The 20,578-nt window shown below is 60.3% G+C and carries 7 protein-coding genes and 1 pseudogene; 2 read left to right on the plus strand and 6 right to left on the minus strand.

All coding sequences use genetic code 11. The features are described 5' to 3' along the window. Positions 1-14 precede the first annotated feature (14 nt). From AD668_RS07040 to AD668_RS07055, 4 genes are all read right to left on the minus strand, one after another. Positions 15-11,345, minus strand: coding sequence for a VCBS domain-containing protein (locus tag AD668_RS07040; protein ID WP_053156176.1), 11,331 nt, complete (start codon positions 11,343-11,345; stop codon positions 15-17). A gap of 268 nt (positions 11,346-11,613) precedes the next feature. Continuing rightward, positions 11,614-12,909 (minus strand): OmpP1/FadL family transporter, encoded by a 1,296-nt coding sequence (locus AD668_RS07045; RefSeq protein ID WP_053156179.1) that lies wholly within the window; start codon positions 12,907-12,909, stop codon positions 11,614-11,616. 160 nt (positions 12,910-13,069) lie between these two features. Continuing rightward, positions 13,070-13,735: a DUF3313 family protein gene (locus AD668_RS07050; protein ID WP_053156182.1), complete on the minus strand. Its 666-nt coding sequence runs from the start codon at positions 13,733-13,735 to the stop codon at positions 13,070-13,072. Between the two features lie 132 nt (positions 13,736-13,867). Beyond that, positions 13,868-15,898 (minus strand): alkyl/aryl-sulfatase, encoded by a 2,031-nt coding sequence (locus tag AD668_RS07055; protein ID WP_082344432.1) that lies wholly within the window; start codon positions 15,896-15,898, stop codon positions 13,868-13,870. A 544-nt stretch (positions 15,899-16,442) separates the two neighbouring features. Here AD668_RS07055 and AD668_RS07060 point away from each other — a divergent pair. Then, positions 16,443-17,264, plus strand: a complete 822-nt coding sequence (locus AD668_RS07060) for a hypothetical protein (protein WP_053156185.1) — start codon at positions 16,443-16,445, stop codon at positions 17,262-17,264. 323 nt (positions 17,265-17,587) lie between these two features. Here AD668_RS07060 and AD668_RS07065 read toward each other — a convergent pair. Beyond that, positions 17,588-17,969 (minus strand): annotated as a pseudogene (locus AD668_RS07065) (IS110 family transposase); the annotation flags it as partial. Positions 17,970-18,545: 576 nt separating this feature from the next. On the opposite strand from AD668_RS07065, the gene AD668_RS29415 reads away from it, so the two are divergent. Beyond that, on the plus strand, positions 18,546-18,782 hold the full coding sequence (locus AD668_RS29415; protein ID WP_156322310.1) for a hypothetical protein: 237 nt from the start codon (positions 18,546-18,548) through the stop codon (positions 18,780-18,782). A 279-nt stretch (positions 18,783-19,061) separates the two neighbouring features. Here the strand turns inward: AD668_RS29415 and AD668_RS07080 are convergent, their stop codons facing one another. Beyond that, the gene (locus tag AD668_RS07080; RefSeq protein WP_053156194.1) at positions 19,062-20,435 is read right to left on the minus strand and encodes a phage/plasmid primase, P4 family; all 1,374 of its coding nucleotides are present in this window, start codon (positions 20,433-20,435) and stop codon (positions 19,062-19,064) included. Between the last annotated feature and the right edge of the window lie 143 nt (positions 20,436-20,578).

Below are 20,578 nucleotides of genomic sequence, written 5' to 3' on the forward strand. Positions count from 1 at the left end.
TCTGTTCGAACACTTCAGTTGCCCCGGCTGTCGGGACGCAGACGTTGGGCGGCGTTGCGCAGCTGCGCACTGAATCCACGGGCCGGGCGTTGCTCCTGACGCGGCTCCTGATGCTGCTCAGTTTGCGCCGGGCCACGGGTCAGTTCCGCCGGATCAATGGCGAACAGCGACGGATCGCTGAGCAGGCCGTCGGCACTCAGGCCAATGCGGCCGTGGCGGCCGAGTATCCAGGTCATTTCCATTTCGGCATCACGCCTGCTCTGGCGCACCGCATCCGCAACGTACTGGCCCGGCACCAGGCCCAGGCCATTGCCCAGGGACTCGCTGAGGAATTCGCCGTTGGACGCCAGGCGCAAATTGCTGCCATCGGCGTTCCAGGTTGACAGTTCCAGGGCCAGGGCGGCGCGTTCGACCACCGGGGTGACGAAGACCGCCGGCACCGGGTCAGGCAGCAGCAGGCTGCCGTTGCGGTTGCCCGTATCACGGTCGAAGAAGTTACCCTGGGGTGCCGGAATGAACGGCGTGGCGACGTCCAGAAGGATCACCAATTCGGCCTGGTCGGTGGCCCCGTTGATGTCACTGATGGTGTAGGTGAACACATCCCGCAGCACCTGGCCCAGGCCGGCGGCGGCGAGTACCTGCGGATTGCTCTGGTCGATGGTGTATGTGTAGCTGCCATCGGCATTGAGCACCAGGGTGCCATAGAGACCACGGATCGGCTGACCGATCACGCCCGCCGTACCGCTGCCGTCCTCGGCGCCGGTGCGGATGCCGACCACTTGCAGGTGATCGTTGGCATCCACGTCGCTGTCATTGGGCAGGACATTGCCGCTGGTTTGCGGTGCCCGGACCTGGTCGCTGGCGGTGGCGCTGTCGTTTTGCGCCACCGGGTTGTCGTTGGCGCCTTGGATTACCACGGTCAGGCGCGCATCCGAGGTGGCGCCGGCAGTGTCGCGCATGCGGTAGGTGAAGGTTTCTCTGAGGGTTTCGCCTGCTGTGCGCAAGGCCTGGACAGTAGGATTGCTGTTGTCGATCAGGTAGGTGTAGCTGCCGTCGGCATTGAGGATCAGTTGCCCGTAGCGACCGGTCAACACTTGCCCTGCGCTGGCGGTCTGGCCGTTCTCGCCGGTAACGGACTGCACCTGTTTGCTTTCGCCATTGGCCACGCTGTCGACGTCGCTGTCGTTGCCCAGCACGTTGCCCGTGGCGTTGCTGCCCGGCGTGCCGTTGGCCACGCCGCCGGCCTCGATGGCGGTGGACAGGTCGTCCTGGGCGATGGGCGTGTCATTGCTGCCGTCGACGGTGATGCGCAGTTCGGCGACGCTGGTGGCGCCGAAGAAGTCGGACAGGGTGTAGCTGAAGACATCGGTCAGGGTCTGGCCGCTCTGGCGCAGCGCCTGGACATTAGCCAGGTTGTTGTCGACCGTGTAGTGCCAGCTGCCGTCGGCGTTGAGCACCAGGTCGCCGTAAAGCCCGCGCAGTGTGCTGCCGAGGGCGCCGCTGGTGCCGGTCCCGGTGATGCCGCCGGTGCGGATTTCGCTGACGGTGAGGACATCGTCTTCGACGTCGGTGTCATTGCTGATCACATTGCCGCTCGGGTCGACGCCCGGCTGGCTGTTGTTGAGGCCGCCGGCTTCCAACGCCGTGCCCGCATCGCCATTGGCCACCGGCGCCGAGTTGCGTCCGCGGATGATGATGTGAATCTCCGCCAGGTCGGTTTGACCACCACGGTCAGTGACCTGGTAGGTGAAGTGTTCGTTGAGAAACTGCAGCGGTCCCAATGCCAGGACGGTGGGGTTGTTGGAGTCGACGATGTAGGTGTAATTGCCGTCGGCGCCGATGATCAACTGGCCGAACAGGCCGTTGACCAGGGTGCCGTTGGTGTTGTCGGTGGCCGCGTTGACCAGGTTCAGGCTGCCGCCCGCCGCTTCGGTACCGAAGCGGATACCGGTGACGACAAGACTATCGCCCTGGTCGACGTCGGTATCGTTGGGCAGCACGTTGCGGGTCGGGTTGATGGCGTTGCCCTTACCGTTGTCGGCCACTGCGAGGGCCACATCGTCATTCGCTACCGGAGCATCCCAAGCACCATCGATGCGGATGCTCAGTTGGGCGATGTCCGTGGCGCCTGCGGTGTCGCGCATCTGGTAGGTGAAGGTTTCCACCAGGGAATCACCGACCTTGAGTGCCTGTACCGCCGCCAGGTTGTTATCGACCGCATAACTGTAGGTGCCGTCGGCATTGATCGTCAGGGTGCCGTACAGGCCACTGAGACTCTGGGTAGCGCCCAGGGTGGTGAAGGTGCCGCCGGCGGCTTCGCTGCCGGTGCGGATGTCGGTGACAGTCTTGCTGTCGCCGCTGTCGATGTCACGGTCGTTGCTCAGTACGTTGCCGCCAGGATTGACGCCTGGTGTGCCATTGAAGGTGCCGCCAGCCTCCACGGCCACGGTGCTGTCGTCCTGGGCCAGGGGGTTGTCGTTGGCACCGACTATGACGATGGTCAGGGTGGCGTTGTTGGTGGCGCCGAACAGGTCGCGGACGCGGTAGGTGAAGGTCTCCGTCAGGGTATTGAGCGGTGTGCGCAAGGCCTGCACGCGCAGGTTGTCGTTGTCGACCACGTAGGTGTAGCTGCCGTCGGGATTGAGCAGCAGGGTGCCGAACTGCCCCCTGAGGCCGCCGCCGAAGGTGCCGAACGTGGTGCCCTGGTTGAACTCGATGACGCTCAGGGTCTCGCCGTTGCCATCGACGTCGGTGTCATTGTTGAGCACGTTGCCGCTTGGGTTGAGCCCTGGCCGGTCGTTGTTCAGGCCGCCGGCCTCGGTGGCCAGGTTGATGTCGGGGCGGGCCTCGGGCGTGTCGTCGCGCCCGACGATGGTGATGCTCAGGCTCGCACGGTCCTCGGCGCCACTGGCATCGATCACCGTGTAGCTGAACAGGTCGGCCAGGGTCTCGCCGAAGCGCAGGGCCTGGACCTCGGCCATGTTGTTGTCGAGCCGGTAGTTATAGCTGCCGTCGGCGTTGATGGTCAGCCAGCCATAAGTACCGCGCAATTCGCTGCCCAGGGTGCCCGCGGTGCCGGTGCCGGATTCGCCGCCGGTGCGAACGCTGGAGACGGCCTGCGTCTCGCCATAGTCATGGTCCGGCAGGTCGGCAGGCACCTCGCCACCGTCGACGTCGGTATCGTTGGTCAGCACATTGCCGATCGGGTCCTGGCCGGGACGATTGTTGTTCAGGCCGCCGGCCTCGATGGCGACGGAGGCGTCATCGCCGGCGACCGGGGTGTCGTTGCGGCCACGGATCAGCACGATGATTTCCGCCGAGTCGGTTTCCGGCACCGGCCCGACGCTGTCGCTGATGGTGAAGGTGAAGCGCTCCAGCAGCAGATCGCTGCCGGTGCGCAGTGCCTGCACGTCCGCATTGAGGTTGTCGAGTGCGTAGCTGTAGCTGCCGTCCAGGAAAATCGTCAGCGTCCCGTACAGGCCGGCGAGCACCGTGCCACCGACGTCGACCGCGATCGGCGTGCCGCCGTCACCGCTGCCGCCGGGCTGGATCAGGGTGACCGTCAACGGGTCGCCATCCGGGTCGGTGGCATTGACCAGGACATCGCCGGAAGGGTTGAGCCCCGGCGTGCCGTTATCGATGCCGCCGGCTTCCGTCGCCAGGCCCACCACCAGTTGCGCAACGGGTGGATCGTTGACCCCGTGCACGGTGATGACCAGCTGCGCGGTGTCGGTCAGGCCGTTGGTGTCGGTGATGCGGTAGGTGAAGACTTCGTTGAGGGTTTGTCCCGCCTGCAGTCCCTGGACAAGGGTGTTAGTGCTGTCGACATCGTAGAAATACGAACCGTCGGCGCCGATGCGCAAGGTGCCGTAGAGGCCGGTCACCACCGTACCATTGGCCTCGGTGGTGCCTGCAGTGACGCCGCTCAAAACATCGACGGCCGGGTTGTAGGCGGCCTCGGTTTTACTGATGACGCCATCGACCCGCAGCTGGGTATTGGGCCGGTCCGCCGAGTCGATGTCCTGGTCGATGCCGTTGCCGCCGGCCTGGTCGATGGTGCCCGGCCGGCTCGGGAACAGGATGACGTTGCCGGTCGGGTTGCTTTCCGGCGCTGTGCCGTTGGTCGGGGCTGCTTGAGCTTCGGCGGCGTCGTCGCTGGCCACCGGGTTGTCGTTGGCGCCCTGGATGACGATGCGCAACTGTGCCACGTCGTCGAGGCCGCCGGCATCGGTGACCCTGTAGCTGAAAAACTCGACCAACTGCTGGCCCGGACTCAGGCGCTGCACCGTCAAGTTGTTGTTATCGACTGCGTAGCTGTAGGTGCCGTCGGGATTGATGGTCAGGGTTCCATACAGGCCGATACTCGGGGTGCCCGCGGTCACTGGCAGAAATGCACCCGATGCGGCCTCGGCGACGGGCCGGATGCCCGTCACCGTGCGGGTTTCGCCATTGGCGACGCTGTCGACGTCGGTATCGTTGGTCAACACGTTACCGGTGGCATTCTGACCCGGAGTGCCATTGGCAACGCCACCGGCTTCGACCGCGATGCCATCGTCATCCACGCCAACCGGGGTGTCGTTGGCGCCCTGGATGGTCACGGTCAGGGTGGCCGTCGAGGTGGCGCCAGCGAGGTCGCCGAGTACGTAGTTGAAACTGTCCTGCAGGGTCTGCCCGGTCAGGCGCAGGGCCTGCACCGTGGCATTGTTGTTATCGACCACGTATTCATAGGAGCCGTTGCTGCCCACCAGCAGTTGCCCGTACAGGCCGTTGATTGCCAACACGCCGGTGACGGGCGTCTGGATGCCGGCCCCTGGACCTACCGAGACCACACGCAACTGGTCGGCGTTGGTGGCGATATCGACGTCGGTGTCGTTGGCCAGCAGGTTGCCCCTGGGGTCGATACCGATCACGTTGTTGTTGGTGCCGCCGGCTTCGATGGCGGTGGCAACGTCGTTGACTGCCACGGGAGCGTCATTGACCGGGTCGAGGATGATCTGCAGGGCGTCGGTATCGGTCAGGGCATCGCCTGCGCCGCCCGGCACGCCGTCGCCATCGGCATCGCCATAGTTGCCCTGGTCGTTGCTGGTCACTGTCAGTGTGTCGGTGCCGTTGAAGTTGGTATTGCCCAGGTAGAGCAAGCTGGCCAGGGCGGTATTGACGTTGGCGAGGGTGCCACTGAGGGCCAGGGTCGCGGTGTTGGCGCCGTTGACGATGACGCCGGGCACCGTGGCGCCGAGGAACAACGTGCCATTGCGCACTTGCAGGGTCACCGTGACATTGCGGTCGTTGACGTTGGGATCGCGATCGACATCGATATCCGCCACGCTGATGCCAGCGATGCTCAGCGCCACATCTTCCTGGCCACGCTGGGTACCGGGCAGGGTATTGACCGGTGCGTCGTTCTGTTCGACGTAACCGGAGTCGGCACTTTGCGTGGCGGCATCGCCCAGGCTGATGGTGATCTGGCCGAGGGTGCCGGCATCGGTGTCAACCCGCACGCGCAAGTCGCCCAGGGGCTGCGGGTAGCTGACCAGGCCGGCCGGCACGTCGATGCGGAATACGCCCAGGGGCAGCACGCCAAAGTGGTATTGGCCGTTGGCGTCGGTGACGGTGCTGAACTGCAGGTTGTCGGCCGTGGTGGCCAGGTTGCCGTCGAGCCCGGCCCAGGTCAGGGTCACGGTCTGCCCTGCCAGGCCGGCGCCGTCGGGGGTGGCGCTGGCAGTCGGTGAAGCGGTGTCGTTCCACAGGATCCCGGTGATGACGCCAAGCCCGGCGTTGTCGCGCAGGATGTACTGGTTCGGGCCGACGGTGCTGCCGGTACGCTCGCCATTGACGGTACCGTCGACGCCGACAAAGTTGCCGCCCCAGCTGGTGAAGTCTTCAGGCAGGCTACTCCAGGTCAGGGTCGCATTGCTGCTGGCGACGATGGCGGCATTGGGCAGGGTGACCTGGTAGCGCACCTGAATCTGTGCGCCAACGTCCAGTTGATCGAAGTTCACGCTCACACCACCCGTGGTGCTGAACGTCACGCCAGCGGGCAGGTTGCCCGTGCCAAAGGTGGTGCCATTGATGGTGACGCTGACCAGGGTGTAGTTGCTGCCGCCGGCGAAGCTATCGCTGACTTGCGCATCGAACGCCGGCAGGCCGCCGTTCTGGGTGAAACTCAGTTGCACTGTGGCGCTGCCGCTGGTGCCAGCGGGGTTGGGATCGAAGGCGACGATCTGTTTGTCCAAGCCGCTGAAGCTCGGTTCGACGATACGCTCCAGCACCGTGTCGCTGTTGGCGCGGCCCACGCCGTTGACAATCTCGTGGGCGGAAACCGCCAGTTGCGTGCCGCTGATATTGCTGGCGGTGTTGGTGACCCGCACGTTGAACTCCAGGGAGATACCTTCCAGATCGTCATCGTTGCCGTTGCCATTGACCACGTTGCCGAGGTTGAACGTCACCACCTGGCTGCCGTCGGCATTGGTGACGACCGTGACCCGGCTGGGATCGAACACACCCTGGGGGGCCAAGCCCGAGAGGTCGGGGGTAATCGGCAGTGCTTCGGGGCTGTTCTCGTTGCCGTCGATGTCGAGAGTGCCGCCGACGATCAGGTTGGCATCGCTGACTAGGCCGCCGTTGGAAATGAAGGCAATGCGCAAGGCGTTGACCAGCGCATCGGGGGAGATGAATTCCAGGCCGTTGGCCAGGGTGATCTGGATCTGGTAGTTGGGGTTGTTGCCCTCTGGCACCAGCACCACCACGCGATAGCGGATCACTTCGCCGATGGTCACCTGCTCGGTCGGGGCCGTGGTCGGCGCCGGTGCGGCGGTGTCGGGCAAGCCGCCGACCCGGGATATCTCGATGGCCTGGGCCACGGGGACGATCAACGTGGAAATGTTGCGATAGTCATTGAGCGTGCCGCCGTTGAGCGGGCCATCGACCCCGGTGCGCTCGCCAGCTTGCGGGCCGTCGAGGCTGGTCCATTGCACGGTGGCGACGTTGGCGAAATTCGACTGCGCGGCCGCAGAGGCATTCACCACCCCGGTCAGGCTCAGCACGATGCTGCCACCCTTGGCGATGTCGATGTTGGCACCGTTGACGGTGCGCAACTGGCCACCGACCAGTTCGAAGTCGACGCCACCGTTATTGGTTGCACCGTTCTGATAGAACACGCCGACCAAGGTCACGTTGTCGAGCTGGGTCGGCAGGTTGTCGAGGAAACTGATGTCGAAGGCGTTGAAGTCGCTGCCACCGGCACCGTTGCTGATGGTGATGGTAAAACTGACCGTGTCACCCTGGTCGTAGCCGCCGACGCCGGCAGTGGACGTCAATACCTGAGAGACCTGCAGCGTCGGCTCACGGATGATCACGGTGGGCTGGCCGCCGCTGAGTGCGACGGTGCGGTCCACGGCAACGGCGCCATTGGGCGTGTCGCTGTCCGGGTCGGAGAAGACCAACTGCGCGCTGTTTTGCAGGGACAGGTTGGCTTGGTTGCCGATAACGTTGTTGGCTACCAGCTGCAGGCGGATCACAAAGGTGTTGTTACCCGTCTGGTTGTCCGCCGACACACTGGAAACACTGAAGGTCCAGCGCGCGTCGGCGCCATCGGCGGCCGTGCCGTTGAACGCGCCGATCACCACGCTGCCGGCAAAGTCGGCACCCAGGGCGCCGCTGCCGGCGCGGGTGGTGATGATCTGGTATCCCAGGCCGCCGTTGAAACTGGTGTCCAGGCGCATGCCCGGCGGGATCAGGTCATCGATGCGCAGGTTCTGCGTGCTGCCTTCGGGCAGGGTGACGACAATGTCGTAGCGCATGCTTTCGCCGATCACCAGGTCGCTGCCGGTGGTGTGGCTGGCGCTGGAGTCGCCGTTGTCGAGGCTGCCGTCGGCGAAGACCTTGCTGATCAACGGCGCCGCGACCTGCTGGTTCGACAGGTCGCTGAGGTCGGTCGGGGTGAAGTCGGTGCCATTGTTGACGCTGGCGTAATTGCTCAGGGTCGCGTTCGATTGCAGGGTTCGGCTGGCTTCTATGGTATTGCTGACCAGCACGTCATAGCTGATCACTACCAGATTGGCACCGCTGGCATCGGCCGCGGTGCCGGCTCGGCCGGCGAGCAAGGTGGCCTGGCCGCTGGCGTCGAGGAAGGTGATCTGACTGCCAGTGACGCTGTAATCGACACCTAGCACTAGCGCGGTACCGTCGCCGCGGTAAATCTGCAAGTTGGCCGCCGCCAGACTGCCGCCGACAAAGCTCAGGCCGGTAGGCAGGGTGATGCTGGTGGTGACGTCGTACGCGCCGCCGCCGCCGGTGTTTTCCAGCGCAGTGACCAGGCGCAGGCTATCGCCACCGTCGATGTTGACGATATTGCCGTCGACGGCCGCAAGATCAGTGACGCTACCATTGAAGGGCACCCCGGTGCTGCCCGGCGGGTTCCAGCTGCCGGTGGTGTTGCTGACGCTGCCATTGGTACCGGAGACCACGCCGTGTTTGATGTTCAGCACAGGCTCGGCCACCGACACAATGGCTACCACATCCGAGGAAATCAGCGTGCGGTCGGTGAGGGTGGTTTGCTGGGTCGATTGCGCCAGCACGTCGAGGGAGCGCTGGTCCGCGAAGGGCTGATCGCCCACTCGCACGCTGAAACGGATGACGATGCGGCTGCCCGCGGTGTCCTGGGTGGCAAAGCTGCCGAAGTCGAACACCAGCGAGTTGCCGACGCCGCTGGTCACACTGACCACACCGCCGGCATTGGTATTGCCAGGGCCGAATTGCCACTGGCCGACGTCACTGCCCACGGTCCATGTGATGCCAGTGACGTCGAACAGCGGCAGCGGCAGGTAAGCGGTGAGCTTGAACTGCTCATAGTCGCCGGTGACCAGGTCGTAACTGAGCTCGAAGGTCACTTCATCGCCGGGGCGCAATTCCCCGGTGGCCGGCGGCGTGCCGTTGTTCACTTCGACCAGACTGATGTCCACGGTGCTAGTGGGGATCACGCTGGTGGTGGCGGAGGTGTCGGTTTCGCTCTCGCCGGTGAGGTTGAACGGGTCTTGCAGCAGCGTGCCGTCGACCACTGCGGAGTTACCCAATTCGTCGCCTTCGTTGATCTCCGGTTGCGGGTTGCCCGAGGGCGGCTTGTAGGTCTGGCCGACGATGGCCGAATAACTCAGCACTGCCAGCACCGCGCCTTCGATGCGGTCGTCGAAGGCCAGGTCGCCGTTGAGCCAGCCGCGCACATTGAAGAAGGCGTTGCGCAGGGACTGGCCGATATCGAAGGCCATCGAGGTGCTGCCGTCGGCATTGTTGACCACCGTAGTGACGAGCGTGATGGTCTGCGCGACGCCGTTGATGGTGACGGTCATGGTCGGCGTGCCGCTCAGGGCCTGGCCGTCGCTGAGCTGGTCGCGCACGATCAGTTGGCCTTCGTTGAAGAAGTCCTTGCCGAAGGCGAAGTAGTCGGAAATCGCCAGGTCGAGGTTGTACTGCAACGTATCGCCGGGGGTGATGCCGGTGTGGCCGATGTCGGTCTGCAGGGTCGCGGTCTTGAGCAGGGTGATGGATTTGGCGAAGAACTCGGTGGGGCGCCCGGTGCCGCTGAAATCGATGGTGGTGTTCGGTGCCGTGACGTCCCGGGCGTCCAGCGGCACCCATTGACCGCTGCCGGTCGGGGCGCCGAGGGTGATGGTGACCGCGTCGCCGGTGACCGGGTTGATGACCGGTGCACCATTGGCATCGACTTCCGGTACATAGAACGCCACCAGGGTATCGGTCTTGCCCGTGAGGCTGGCGTATTCCACGGTGAAGGAATTGATGTAGACGTTGTCGGCGGCGATCAGCGCGGCGATTTCCGTCGCGTTGGTCACTACCCTGCCGTCGTGCAGGGTGATCGAGGTCAAGCGTCCGCCAGCGGCGGGGGTAATCGCGGTGACTTGCACGTTGTCCGGCAGCGGCTGGGTAATCACCACGTTCGACAGTGTCTGGCCCGGGGCCGGCGTCGCGCTCAGCGTCAGGGTGCGGCCAAAGTTGGGGCCGGTCGCGGTTTCGCCCTCGGGAGTGTTGAGGGTTTCATTGAAGGTAATGATGGTCGGATGCACCACGAACGCAGCGGTACCGGCCTGAATCAGGCTCGGATCGTTGAGCGGGTTGTCCAGGGCATCGTTGCCGAACTGGAAGCCGCCGCTGGCGCGCAGGGTCAGGTCGGGGCTGCCGTTGGAGAAACTGGTGTCGGCTAGGTTGCTCAGGCTGGCGTTGATCTGCACCGAAATCACCGGTTGCTGATTGGTGACGCTGGCAAAGGGCAGTTCGATCACCACCAGTTGATCGCCGGGGCGCAGGCCGTAGGTCGAGGCGTTGATGACCAGGAAATTGCCGCTGGCGTCCTTGGCCAGGGGGTGGGTGGCATTGCCGGCGGCATCGAAGGTCACCAGGTGGGAAACCAGGTTCTGTCCCAGATAAGTGGCGGAGATGAAGTTCACCCCGTCGTCGCCGTCCCTGCCGGTGGTGGGGATGGCCAGGTTGATGAAGGGCGCGAAGCCGGCCTGGGTCGAGGTGTTGGCGAAGTCCACGGTGAAGCTGAAATTATCGCCCAGCAACACGTCACTGCCGGCGGTGGGCACGGTGGTGGTCGGCGCCGCGTCGGCCAGCAGGCCGTCGAAGCCGGCCATGGCGAAGCTGCTGATGGCGATGCTCTTGTCGATGTCGCCGACCCGGGTTTCCAGGGTCCAGTCGCCACCCGCCTTTGTGCTGCCGGTGTCATTGCTCGACGCGGCGACGTCTGCGCCGGTCCAACGGGCCAGTTCGGTGACCAGGGTTTTACCGGCCGCCCCGGCACCGACATCGCAGCCATAGAGCTGGATATCCGCGCCCTGGGTCAGGTTGTTGCGCCATTGTTCGAGGGTCTGCCCGAGCTGGTCGACGTTGTCTGCGGTGACGGTGCGGTTGCCGAGTGTGAACTGCCCGGAGGCACCATGGGACATGACCTGGATCGAGTCCACCTTGCCCAATTGCGCCAGCGCCGCGGAGATCGCCGCCAAGCCGTCTTCGCCGGGATTGACCACGATGGCGGTGACGTTGCCAGGCAACTGGGCGACCAACTGCTCTCGGTTTTCGATGCGGCTGTCGAGCACCAGTAGCGTTCGCGCAGCTGACGGCGCCTGTTCAGTGGCCGGATGGCCCTCGGTTGGCGTGGCATGGGGGACATCGACTGCGGCGGGGGCACGTGGGGTACCGGCTGGATCATTCTGATGCTGATCCACGGCAGCAGAAGCCGCTGCGCCGTCGAACAGAATTCGGGGCTCCAGTGCTAGCGCCTGACTTTGCGGACGCAAATGAGAGTTGAAAAAACCACACCGCGACTCTTGCATACTGAATCCCTCAAGACAGGGTGAACTCATCCATTGACACCCTCCCCACTATTGGGGACAGGTTCAGCGTAGAACTTTTTCTCGGTTTTTCTAGACTTTTCAGCGATGACCGGACGAAGAACCCGCGCTCTAGCCCCGGATTAGAGCGCCCGGGATGATGAGGCACTTCGTCGCTTTTCAAGATCTTTGGATCAGTTTCTTTCGCCTTCGCCTCTTGCTTTCCCAATCTGACAGGCCTGCAAGTCACCTTCCTGCGATATGCAGCGTGTCAGAAGCGCCAGGTGGCTCCGCCGCCAATGATGTGCAGGGCCGAATTGCGATAGGAGCCCGAAAGGGTTTCTCCCGAGCGTGATTTGGTTTGTTCGACGTCCATGTCACCCATCCAGACCAGGGTGTAGGCCGCATGCAAGTCCAGCCCCTCATCGACCTTGTAGTTGACCCCGGTGGCCAGGCGCCAGGCTTCCCCCATGGGGTTGTCGACGGTGCGATCCTTGTTGTCCACCGCCGAGCTGTCGTAGCCAAGGCCCATGCTCCAGCGTAACTTTGAGTTCACCTGGTATTGCGCCCCGAGGGAGGCATGCCAGGTGTCTTTGTATTGGCGGTCGACGGTACGGCTGACGTCGGCGGCATTGGCGTCGACCTCTACACCAATGTCGCCAAACTCGCTCCAGTCCTGCCAGCCGAGACTGCCCAGCAACTTCCATTGCGGGTTGAGTTCGTGCGCGATGCTGAGCAGCACAGTCTGTGGCACCGACATGTCCAGCTCCAGAGAGTCGACATCCAGACGGCGTAACGCGGCGTTGATGATCGGGTTGTCGACCTTGCGCACGCTGGGGCTGTCTTTGAACTCCAGGTCGATCTTGCTGGTGTAGGCGAGGCCTATCCGGGTGCGTTCATTCAGCCGATAGAGCAGGCCGAGGTTAACCCCGGTGCCGACATCGGTGTCCTTGTACTCCAGTTGCCCATCAGGTCTATCGCGGAGCCCGAGCAGATTGTTGTTGATCGCGGTCTCGTTCCGGTAATAGGCGTACATGATGCGTGGTCCGATGCCGATCGAGAGGTCGTCGGTGAACTTGTGCGCGAATGTCGGCTGAAATGACACACCGATGATTGCCGCCTCCTGGTTGAAATAGCGGCCAGCCCAGTCATCGTCGTAATCCAGGGCTAGGCCGAAGTTGCCGTACATGCCGAAGCCAATGGCCGAGCGTTCATCAATCTGATGGCTGATAAAAAAGCTGGCGCCCGGCAGGTATTGCAAGGCATTGCCGCCTTCATTGCCGTCAAACTGGTTGTTATTGTCGCGAGAGAAACCCAGATCGCCAAGAATGACCTGCGCATTGGCGCTGATCTGGGTACCAGCCAATTCCGTGAGACCCGCCGGGTTACTCATCAGTACGCTGGGGTCTGTCGCCAGCGCAGCGGCACCCGCGTTGGCCAGACCGTTACCTTCCTGCCCCGCCTCGTAGATCAGGATGCCACCGGCCCAGGCATTACCAGTGAGCAAACTCAAACCGAGAGCCAAGGCAGATAAGTGAAACTGGCGTGTCTGGTTGTTTCGATACATTACGCGTCCTCTGCGAAACCGTCAGGCAATGAGGGGGGAGATCCCCCGAGCTCGTAAAGCTCCTGGCGGGAAACGACCAACAGTGCTGCACTTGCTTGATCTGCCCGCCACACAGGTAGCGGGCAGTTGCGCAAGACAAACCTGTTGGTCGAATCAAGCACTACTTGGTTTTGAGTTGTTTGTATGAATTGACGATGTCTTGCGCCCAGATATTGAGCACCGCCTTGAAGTCTTTGGCTTGTACGACTTCCGAGGAGTTTTCCAGATCAGTACCTGCGCCTTTGCGAACCATTTTGGCAACTACCTTGTTGTCGCCACCATCGAGAAACGCGGCTTCAGTGGCCAGGCTGGTGTCTTGGTCGCGGATGCCGGTCGCCGCACTGACTCCGGCAGCGACCAAAGCGATCGGGATAATTTCGTAAGGACGCAGCCCCTTGGTTTTGGCGCTGACGGCCGTAATAGCCGGACGCACAACCAGTACTCCCGGTCCTGGGCCGGTAGCCAGTGGAAGTTCCTTGGCAAAGGCATTTTTTAAGGCCTGATCATAGTACTGTGTAATGCCATTCAGGCTGCTCTGCGGGATTTTTTCGGTCGCTTGCGGTTGGGGGTACAACTGGCTGGGTTCGACATAGACGCTGGTATAGCGACTCACGTCCACGTTCGGGTCAATCCAGCGCATGACGTCCGCACCGGACGGCGATTTCTCCTCTTTCAGAACGCTGTAGTCCTTCAAGAAACCTGAGTACTGCTCAGGATCGACGTAGGGACTAGCACAACCAGCTAGCGCCAGCGTCAGTACACATGCTGCGAATGATTTCATCTGCATAAAAGCTCCGGAGGGATCTGTGAAAGCCAAAAGAAGCGTCGTCGGAAAGTCAGAATGACGGCAGCTTTTTAAACGCTGCCGTCCTCTGAAAACGCGCTCTATGGGCGGTACAACCCCTTAGAAATTGATCCGTTATGGCGTTACGATGTTGAACCAGAAATCGAAGTTATCCATGTAGGACACCAGCTCCTCCAGCTTGCCCTTCGTCCCGTCTTCTTTAATGTCACCCGCAGCCAGCGCATCTTTCAGCGTGGTTTCCTTCAACACGATCTTGTTCAGGGTCTCGCGGCTCAAACTAATCGTCGCATCGGCGTCTTTTGCTGCCACGCCCTCGGTGTGGTTGAGCACGCCATTGACCATCTCTACGGAATATTTTTGCTTGAGATCGGTGAAATCAAAGTTGAGCGACAGATGTTTATCCTCCGCTTTCGGGCCATTCAGACGCATAGCTAGGAAGTCGAAGAACAGATCCAGATCCATGGCCCGCACCGTATCCGGGCTGGCCGTGTCTGGCGTCGGCAGTTTCATCACACCATCGCGCAGTTCCTTGGCGCCGGTGAGGTAGAAGTTACGCCACGGCCCGCTTTCGGCCTGGTAACCCAGCTGCTCCAGGGCATCGGCTTGCAGGTTCTTCGCCGCCTGGCTGCTCGGGTTGGCGAATACAGCGTGGTTGACCACCTCGGCGACCCAGCGGAACTCGCCTTTGTCGTAATATTCCTTGGCTTTTTTCAGCAGCGCCTCTTCACCGCCCATCATTTCCACGTAATGCTTGGCGCCTTCCTCCGGTGGCAGTTCATTCAGCGTGGCTGGGTTGCCGGTAAACCAGCCCAAGTACAGGACGTAAGTGGCTTTGACGTTATGGTTCACCGAACCGTAATAGCCACGGTTGGAGAACTTGGTCGCGATCCCTTTCGGCAGTTTGAACTGCTCGGCGATCTCGACCATGGTGTAACCCTTGTTGGCGAGGCGCAGGGTTTCGTCATTGATGTAGCGATACATGTCGCGCTGGGAAGACAGCTGCTCGCGCACCTCTTTGTTGCCCCAGACCGGCCAATGGTGCATGGCATACATCACTTGGACGTCATCGCCCCAGAGCTTGAGAGTTTCGTTCAGGTACTTCGACCAGGCCAACGGGTCACGGATCTTCGCGCCCCGCAGGGAATAGGTGTTGTGCAACGTGTGGGTAGAGTCTTCGGCGGTGTTGAGCGCTTTCTTTTCCTTGATGTAATAGAGCATCTCGGCCGGTGCTTCACTGCCAGGCGCATACAGGAACTGATAGGTCAGGCCGTCAATAACATGGGTTTCACCCGTGGTCTTGATGATGTCGGTGGGCGGGATCAGCGTCACCGTACCGGCCGACGTGGTGGTACCCAAACCTGCGCCCAACTGACCGGTCGGCGTAGGAGGAAGCAAGTTGCCATACATGTAGCTGGCGCGGCGACTCATGGCGTTGCCGGCCATCACGTTTTCGGCGACTGCATGCTCAATGAAGCCAAGGGGCGCATAAATCTTCACCTTGCCGGCTTTCACATCGTCTTCGTTGACTACGCCGCGTACCCCACCGTAATGGTCGATATGGCTATGGGTATAGATCACGGCCACCACCGGTTTTTTTGGCCGGTGCTGATAGTAGAGCTCGAGTGCTGCCTTGGCGGTTTCAGTAGAAATCAGTGGGTCGAAGACGGTGATACCGTCCTTGCCTTCAACGATGGTCATGTTCGACAGGTCATAGTTGCGAACCTGATAGATACCTTCTGTCACCTCGAACAAACCAGAGATGTTGATCAGCTGCGACTGCCGCCAGAGACTCGGGTTGGTGGTGTCCGGTGCTACCTCGCCTTCCTTGATAAACCCGTATTTCGTTGGATCCCAGATAACATTGCCCGAGGCGCCTTTAATGACCGTCGACGGAAGGGGGGCAATGAACCCTTTATGCGCCAGTTCAAAGGATGTCTTGTCGTTGAACGGCAACTCTTTGAGCAGCGCATTGTTAGCCGCCTTGGTGGCTTCGGATGCAGGTTTTGGTTTCTCTGCATCAGCTGCAAGCGCATGGGTAGCGAATGCGATTGCGGCCACGAGTGAGCAAAGGGTGCCGGCTACTTTGAAGGGGTGCCGTTCGCCTTGAGTGCGGGCGAGCTTTTTCGATTGTATCTCGTGAATCATCTTCCAGTTCCTTCTAGTGGCAATGCGCTATACCAAAAATGGTAATAGCAGGCGTAAATAAAAATAGTAGAAACCGAAACATTTTTCGAGCCATGCAACTAATGAAATTCAATGTGCGGGCAATAATCAGCCGAATCTGGCGATATAGCAGCGTTTGAAGTACGACTGAATCTGTAACTAAATATTACATCTGTGCTACAGCGCTGGCTTCAAACAAATGTATATCGCACAAGTACTTAGCGTGTATCGCTTAATGCTCCAGCCTGTACTAAATGGTTAGTCTGCTAGGTGGTAAATTGAGGCGGTGGGGTCCTACACCCAAGGCGCTGAACCCCCTTATTAGAAAAGTTGAATTGCACTTGGTAGCTCGTGCTTATTGCTACTCGGAATAAACAATGTTTTATCTAGATGTTTAATTCTTGACGTGGTTATTTGGGCATCTATGATGCGACTGATAAAAACAGAGCTGGGCTCCACTAACTGGGGATAATTGCATACACTCTGCCAACGCTTATAACTTGGTCGATTAGAGGTGGTTAAAAAAATGGATTTGAAAGAGCAATGGAGAAACACCACTTCGGCACTGCTCACTTCGTTGTGTTTAGTACCCTTGGCCCAGGCTGAAGATTCGGCAGAACTGGCCAAAAAAGCCCTCAACCCGGTGGCAGCCATGTACAGCCTGCCGGTGCAGTACAACTGGGATCAGAAAATGGGTACGACCGGTGAGGGGATGCACAGCGTGACTAACCTCCAGCCGGTGTTGCCGTTCAGCCTGAACGAAGACTGGAACCTCATTTCCCGCACCATCCTTCCGGTGATCGATCAGCATGGCCTGGCGCCCAATGGCGCCGCGGATAAATCCGGTGTCGGCGATATCACCCAGAGTTTTTTCTTTTCCCCGATAAAGCCGACGGAAGGCGGCTGGATACTCGGAGCCGGCCCGGCGATCCTGATTCCTACCGGTAGTGACGAATTGCTTGGAAGCGAGCAATGGGGGCTCGGCCCAACGGTCGTCGCGTTGAAACAATCGAACGGCTGGACTCGGGGCATTCTTGCCAACCATATCTGGGGCCTCGAAGGCAGCCCGCCCGATGACAAGGACAAGGTCAACCAGACCTTCCTGCAGCCCTTCTTCTCCTACACCAACAGCAACCTCACCACTTTTGGGGTGAACACCGAGTCAACCTACAATTGGCAGTCGCGCGAATGGTCAGTTCCGGTCAACCTTATGGTCACACAACTGTTGAAAATTGGTGGTCAGCCCCTGACGGTGCAAGTCGGACCGCGTTACTGGCTCGATAGTCCAGGCGACGGTCCTCAAGGATGGGGATTCCGTGCGACCGTTACGTTTTTGTTTCCACGTTGAGTTCGATGCGACCTCAGAGGGTGGATGCTTGCCCTGGGTTGGGCTAAGCGTCCGTATATGGACTCCTCCTCGTTGCAAGCCTCCTTTGCTTTGGCGCCCGTGCCGACTGCACACGTATATTCGGCCTCTTACTGCGGCATCGTTTTGATGCAGGGCCATGATGGGCTATTCGCGCGCCGGCTCCCGATCGCTTTTTCGTGCTTTTAGCACTTGGACATTCGAGGGTTTTGCCGACGCCGGTTCGACCGGTTTACCATCGTTCTGGTTGCTTCGCAATCGTGGTTAAGAGTTGTTTCTCTCGTAGAACACGCCGGGTAAATAGATCAGACCGCTGCCTGATTCGGTTGGTAATCAGTACCGTGACGCAGCATCGCCCAAGCCATGCGTGCAGTTTTGTTGGCCAGCGCAATAGCGGCCACATTGGGATGCGATCGCTCGGCTAAACGAACGGCCCACTGGCTGAGCCGATCCTCTTTGGATTTGGCTGTGCGTAGCGCCGAGCGTGCGCCATGCACCATCAATGTATCGCAGATACGTATCACCGCGCTTGCTGATACCGAGCAGTCGATCCTTACCACCAGAACTGTGTTGCCTCGGTGTCAGTCCCAGCGAGGCGGCAAACTGTCGGCCATTGGCAAACTGATGGGCATCACCGAGAGCGACGACGAGCGCTGTGGCGATCATTGGACCGACACCGCGCAGCTGTTGAAGGCGAACGGCGGACGGCTCGTTTGTCGCGATAGCAGTGATCTCGCCGTCGAGCTGGCAAAGTCATGTCACGGTTGTGTGTCGCAGCCGACGACGCATTCCCTGAGGCTTTGGAGACGCTTCGTGCGTGGCTACAAACATAGGCCCATCCTGACACCGTGGTGCGTATGCTCAATAAGTCCGGGCTCTGCGTGAAATTCCCTGAACAGGCGCTTGATTTTCTGAGCCGAGTGGTTGGTGAGCAAACCCAGTGGCCGCCCAGCGAGCTTCACACATGTCTGAACGTAATTCGGACCGCTGCGCCAGAGTTGGAGGCTGATATTCGCTTTGAGCAGTTGCGGATATTCCTGCGCATGCGTGGTCAAGGATGACATAGGTGACCCACTCTACTGGGGTGTGGGCTGGGGAATCTAGCCTGTTACTGGTCACTAATTTTTCGTAATGAACTCGGCGAATATCGGCCTTCGAACTACCGGCGAGGAAAAAGTGCTCCAAAAGAACCTATACCGGGGGTGTGGTCCGCTATTGACGTGCCACTAAATAAAAGAGGTGCGGGGACATCGAGTGGTTCGGATGGCTGAAGGCGGAGGGTGGCGCCGCCCATTGCGGGTGACTGCAGATCAGGCGGGCGGCGCAGCCCGGAGGCACTGCGTACTGTTCGGCCAGGTCGTGGTGATCTATGAAGCCTCGTGCCAGCAGATAGGCCGGCGAACACGCCAGCAGGTCAGCGACACCCGCCAACCATTGGACGCGGAGCGCTTGAACGATGGCTGGCTTGTGCGTCTTCAGCTCAACCAGCAGCTCGGGTGAGGCGGCGTCTCGCAGGCGATCATCACTGCCTGCAGGACAGATGACAGATGTGACAGATGTTTTCATTTATGCTGGAAAACACTGTGTATCTCATGCCTGCAGGCGCTTACTGCTTGGTATGCCACATAAATCTGTCACATCTGTCCTCAACCGTCTTAAAGCCAGGAATTACGGGGCTTACAGCGATGACAGATTGGTTATGAAACTGTCTTCACCTGTCCCCAACTGTCACCCGTGCAGGCCAAACAGCCCTACGTTGCGGCCAGGCTGCTGAGCGAATCACTCGCTCCATGCATCAGGGAAACGAGGATCATCCGTTACCGGTGCGGGCTTGATACGCAACCCCCTGAACCCTCTAGCCTTACTCGACTTCTTCCGCTCGAAACCTCGATTAACCAACATTTGAGTGAAAGCCTTTTCTTTTCTTGGCTCTTCACCGGCGTCCTTGGCGTAGTTACTCCAACTGGTATAAAGAATCTTGTGGGAGTCTTCATAATTTGCGCCTTGCTCGCAAAACTCGTCTAGCCACTGCCCCAATAGGTCTTGATCCTCGAAGTAGGAACTCGTTGCGTCTGACACGACATTCGGGCGCTGAAAACCATTCTGCTGCCAGTCCAGGCAACCGTCGATCATCCAGCGCAGGATGGCAGGCCATTCGACGCGGAGTTTGCTTTCCAGGTCAGGGTCGGGCGTGCTGGGTTTGTTCGTGAACGGGATAATGTGGAGGCGGCGCCTCATGGCATCATCCACATTGTCGAGAGAGGGTTTGTGATTACCGCTGATGACCAGTTTGAACTCTGGGTGGTAGGTGAAGTTGTCACAACGCATAAAGCGCGCGGTGATCGGGTCGCCGCCTGTCATTTGCTTGATCTTCGCCTCGGCCCAATGCCTACCTTCCTCCGTTTCACTTGCTGTGACCAATCGCGCTCCCTTGAGCGCGGCCAAATCAGTCGAGTGCTTGTCGTGCTTACTGGCGGTAAAGGTTTCCATGGCGGCGGGTTGCGCATATTCGCCCTGAATACCGGTCAGCGTGTTGGTGAAAACCGTTTTTCCATTGCCGCCTGGCCCGGAGACGAAGAACAGTACATGTTCGTCTGTACAACCAGTCAAACAATACCCTGCTATTTGTTGCAGGTACCGAATCAGATCAGGATCATTACCTGTCGCTTCATTTAAAAAGTTAAGCCAGAGAGACGGCACAACGTCTTGGGTGGCTGGCATTACCCTTGTTTGACGGGTGATAAAATCTCCTTGGCTTGAATGACGAAGCTCGCCGGTGCGCAGGTTCACGGTACCGCCAGGAGTACCCAGCAGCCAAGGGTCTGTATCCCAGCATTCAGCGGTAACTGCCAGAGCGCGGGCGGAACGGGCCAGTCGCTCGACGGCGTTGACAGTCGCGTGCCTCAAGTAAGTCGGTTTTCCGTTAGCACAGGCTCGGCAAACTTTGCGTGCATTGTCTAAAACAAGATGAATGTCATCCCTTCTCCAGCAATTCCCATCCCAAACGTACCAAGTTCCCGACGTGTGACAGTAGCGGAGTTTATGGCGGTAGAGCTCCTCGAAGACTAGGGCAAATTGGTCCTCACTCTGCTCACCCCTATAAGCTTCAATCGTTAGCGCTTCAGAGGGCTGCGACTTGCTGGCGTCATTCATTGCTGCGTACTCCTTCCATGACGTAGCCCTTTGAAATCAGACAGCTGCATTGGCGCATCCTCGGGCCAGGTTGGCTGTGTCACTCCACAACCGAGCCCGGCAGGGGCCTTGGCTGCGGCTCTTATCCGCTTGACCAACTCCAG

Source organism: Pseudomonas sp. P1.8, assembly GCF_001269805.1.
In the GTDB taxonomy this organism is placed as follows: Bacteria; Pseudomonadota; Gammaproteobacteria; order Pseudomonadales; family Pseudomonadaceae; genus Aquipseudomonas.